Raw genomic sequence first — 3,504 nt, forward strand, 5'->3', positions numbered from 1 at the left:
ACCCCGGTGGTCGGCCGCACGCCCTATGGCAACCTGTTCCTCAACACCGGCCACGGCACGCTGGGCTGGACCATGGCCTGCGGCTCCGGCCGGGTGATGTCAGACATCGTCTCCGGCCGCCGTGCCAAGATCGACCTGGAAGGCCTGGCGATGGACCGCTACCGCTGGGCCGACCTGACCGGCATCCGCGGCAGCAAGGGCCGCCCAACCGGCGCGCCGCTGCCGCAGGCGGGCTGATCTGCCGGTCGGCCGGCGGTTCGCGGGATCGCCGGCCGGGCCGCGGTCACAGCACGAAATCGCCGGCCACCAGTGCGATCGTTCCGGTCAGCCGGATGTGGAAGTCCGATACGCCGTCGCCATTGATGTCGCCGGCGACGGTGGTGACGCCGCCGCTCGCGGCGTAGCGCAGCTCGCCGGCGTGATGGCCGTAGAGGCCGGTGCCGATGAAGCTGAAGGCCTGGTCGCCGGCCACGCCGGAATTGGCGTCGATCGCCGCCAGGTCGATGCGGTCGCCCTGGGCGTGGCTGAAATCGGTGATCACATCGGCTCCGGCCCCGACCGGGCTCTGCGTCGCATAGCCGTAGACGAAGCGGTCGGCGCCGGCTCCCCCGGTCAGCGTGTCCTTGCCGCCCGCCCCGGTGAGCACGTCGTTGCCGCCCCAGCCCTGCAGCACATTGGCGCCGGTGTCCCCGACCAGGCTGTCGTTGCCCTGGCTGCCGGAGAGGTTCTCGATCCCGTTCAGATAGTCGCCCGTGGCATCGCCGCCGCTGGCGGTGTTGGCCGCGAGGCTGACCACGACCCCGACCGCGCTGGTGAAATAGCTGGCGGTGTCATTGCCGTTGCCGCCGTAGAGGTTGTCCCCGCCGGCGCCGCCGCGCAGCACATCGTCGCCGTCGCCGCCGGACAGGTAGTCGCCGCCGGCGTCTCCGGACAGCGTGTCGTTGCCGTTGTCGCCATAGAGACTGTCGTAGTCCCCGCCGCCGGAGAGCACGTCGTTGCCGTCGCTGCCGCTGAGATTGTTGCTGCCGGCATTTCCGGTCAGCGTATCGTCATGCTGGCCGGCATAGACGTTCTCGACATTCGTGAAGGTGTCACCCTGCGCATCGCCGCCGCTCGCGGTCCCCGATGCGAGATTTACCGTCACCCCGGTGGTCGAGGAATAGTAGGTCAGGCTGTCGGTGCCGGCGCCGCCATCGAGCACATCGGCACCGGCTCCGCCGTCGATATAGTCGTTGCCGTCGCCGCCGAAGATGGAGTCGACACCGGCATTGCCATAGAGGGAATCACTGCCGCTGTCGCCGTAGAGCGAGTCGTTGCCATCCTCACCAGAGAGGTAGTCGCCGCCGTTGCCGCCGTGGAACACGTCACTGCCCAGGCCGCCATATGCGTTGTCGCGGCCGCTGCCGCCGTTGAACGTGTCGTTCCCGGCATTGCCGGAGAAGAAATCGTCGCCGTCCCCCGCGGTGACGACGTCGTCGCCGGAGCCGGCATAGAAGTACAGCTTCTCGAAATTGGTGAATTGCACGCCATTGGAGGCGGTCGTGGTCGCTCCCGGCGTCGTGTTGGTCGTGACGGTGAACGCCGTCGAGCTGTTCACGTAGTAGAATTCGAGGGCGTCCTGTCCGGCGCCGCCGTCGAGGAGGTCGGCGCCGCCATAGATATTGATGAAGTCGTCGCCAGTGCCGCCATCGATGGTATCCGCCGAGCTGGCGCCGTAATCGCCGTCATAGATGGTGTCGTCCCCGGCGGCGCCGGTGATCTGGTCGCTGGATGTCGTGCCGGAGAGATTATCGTCGCCGGCGGTTCCAGGAATAATAGTCATCGTCCCGCGTCTCCTTTGGGAAATAAATCATGCAATTTCTTGGGCTTTGGAGGAAATAATAGCGCTGAATTGCGACTTAATTCGAGCCGCATACTATCCGCGGGCTGACATTCGGGCGACTCGTATCGACCGGCACTCGCGGAGAGAACCGCGGACTATGGGCGAGGTTTCCCCCGCAGCGCGCGGGCTTGGTCCTGCAGGCAGCGGACCAGGTCGCGCAGCGTGGGGTCGGCGATCGGCTCGGCGAGCTCGACTGTGCGGCTGCGTCCGTCCTGCTCGATCGTCAGCGTGAAGCTGCGGGCATCGGGCGTGGGCCGCGACAGGCTTTCCGGCGCCGCAGCGGGCCGGTCGAGAAGATGGGCGTCGCGCACCAGCGCCGCGATCCGCGCGGCCTCGGCCTGCGGCAGCGCCGCGAGGTCGAATTCCACCGGCGCCGCCAGCCCCGGCGAATAGAACAGCCCCGTGCTCGACATCGCGAAGGTGATCCGCATCGCCCGCTCCTGCCCCCGGGCCGTGGCGCCCGCGCCTCAGCCGGTCGGGATGCCGACCTGCTTCCAGGCATCGGCCACGGCCTTGACCTCGGCCTTCTTCGACCCGGGCAGCCGCCCCGCCACATCCACCGTCACCGCGGCGAAATCGGCGAATTTCGTGGTCTCGGTCACCCGGGCGTCGCGCAGCGTATCGTACCAGATGCGGCCCGCCCGCTCCCAGGCATTGCCGCCGATCGCGGTGGCCGCCAGGTAGAAGGCTCGGTTCGGGATGCCGGAATTGATGTGGACGCCGCCATTGTCCTGCATCGTGTCGACATAGTCCTTCATGTGGCCGGGCTGTCGATCCTTCCCCAGCACCGGGTCGTCATAGGCGGTGCCGGGCGCCTTCATCGAGCGCAGGCCGACGCCGTGCACCTTCTTGGTGAACAGCCCCGCGCCGATGATCCAGTCGGCCTCCTCCGCGGTCTGCTTCAGCACCCATTGCTTGACCAGCGAGCCCCAGACATCCGACAGGGATTCATTCAGCGCGCCGGGCTGCTGCATGTAGACCAGGCCGGCCTCGTCCTCGGTGACGCCGTGGCCGAGCTCGTGGCCGATGACGTCGAGCGAGGCGGTGAAGCGGTTGAACAGCTGGCCGTCGCCGTCCCCGAACACCATGCGCTGGCCGTTCCAGAAGGCATTGTTGTAGTCCTCGCCGTAATGGACCGTGGCGTCGAGCGGCAGGCCGTCATCGTCGATCGAGTTGCGGCGATAGGCCTCGAGGAAGAAGTCGAAGGTGTGGCCCAGCGCGTCATAGGCCTCGTCCACCGCGGCGTCGCCGGACGGGTCCTGCCCCTCGGCGCGCACCAGCTTGCCCGGCAGGGTCTCGCTGTTGCCGGCGGTGTAGATGCTGCGCTGCCGGACCGGCGGCAGGGCCAGCTTGCGGTGCCGCCGTTCCGTCACCGACTGCGCCACCGCCAGGCGGACGCGCATGGTGCGGAAGGTGGTGTCGATGCCCAGCGCCCGGCTGGCGGCCGCCTTCTGGGCCTTGCTGCCATTGGCGAGGATCTCGCGCAGCATGTAGGGCGGCAGGATGCAGAAGATCGAGTGGCGATGATGTCGGGTGCACATGCGGATCTCCTTTCCCGGCCCGTCACCGGATAGAAGCCGTGACGGCGGGGTTCGTTCCTGGAAAAGCTTCCTAGATCATAC

4 protein-coding genes are annotated in these 3,504 nt (G+C 67.8%); 1 reads left to right on the forward strand and 3 read right to left on the reverse strand.

Going from position 1 to position 3,504, the window contains the following annotated elements; genetic code table 11:
• The coding region (locus ABDW35_RS34165; RefSeq protein ID WP_343718305.1) for an FAD-dependent oxidoreductase at window positions 1-237 on the forward strand (237 nt) is incomplete at its 5' end.
• Window positions 238-283: 46 nt separating this feature from the next.
• Here ABDW35_RS34165 and ABDW35_RS34170 read toward each other — a convergent pair.
• The 3 genes from ABDW35_RS34170 to ABDW35_RS34180 all read right to left on the reverse strand — a co-directional run bounded on the left by ABDW35_RS34170 (window position 284) and on the right by ABDW35_RS34180 (window position 3,423).
• The gene (locus ABDW35_RS34170) at window positions 284-1,822 is read right to left on the reverse strand and encodes a calcium-binding protein (RefSeq protein ID WP_343718306.1); all 1,539 of its coding nucleotides are present in this window, start codon (window positions 1,820-1,822) and stop codon (window positions 284-286) included.
• Between the two features lie 155 nt (window positions 1,823-1,977).
• Window positions 1,978-2,313 (reverse strand): protealysin inhibitor emfourin, encoded by a 336-nt coding sequence (locus ABDW35_RS34175; protein WP_343718307.1) that lies wholly within the window; start codon window positions 2,311-2,313, stop codon window positions 1,978-1,980.
• Window positions 2,314-2,349: 36 nt separating this feature from the next.
• Window positions 2,350-3,423, reverse strand: a complete 1,074-nt coding sequence (locus ABDW35_RS34180) for a M4 family metallopeptidase (protein WP_343718308.1) — start codon at window positions 3,421-3,423, stop codon at window positions 2,350-2,352.
• Between the last annotated feature and the right edge of the window lie 81 nt (window positions 3,424-3,504).

It is taken from the genome of Inquilinus sp. (assembly GCF_039594555.1).
Classification (GTDB): Bacteria; Pseudomonadota; Alphaproteobacteria; order DSM-16000; family Inquilinaceae; genus Inquilinus.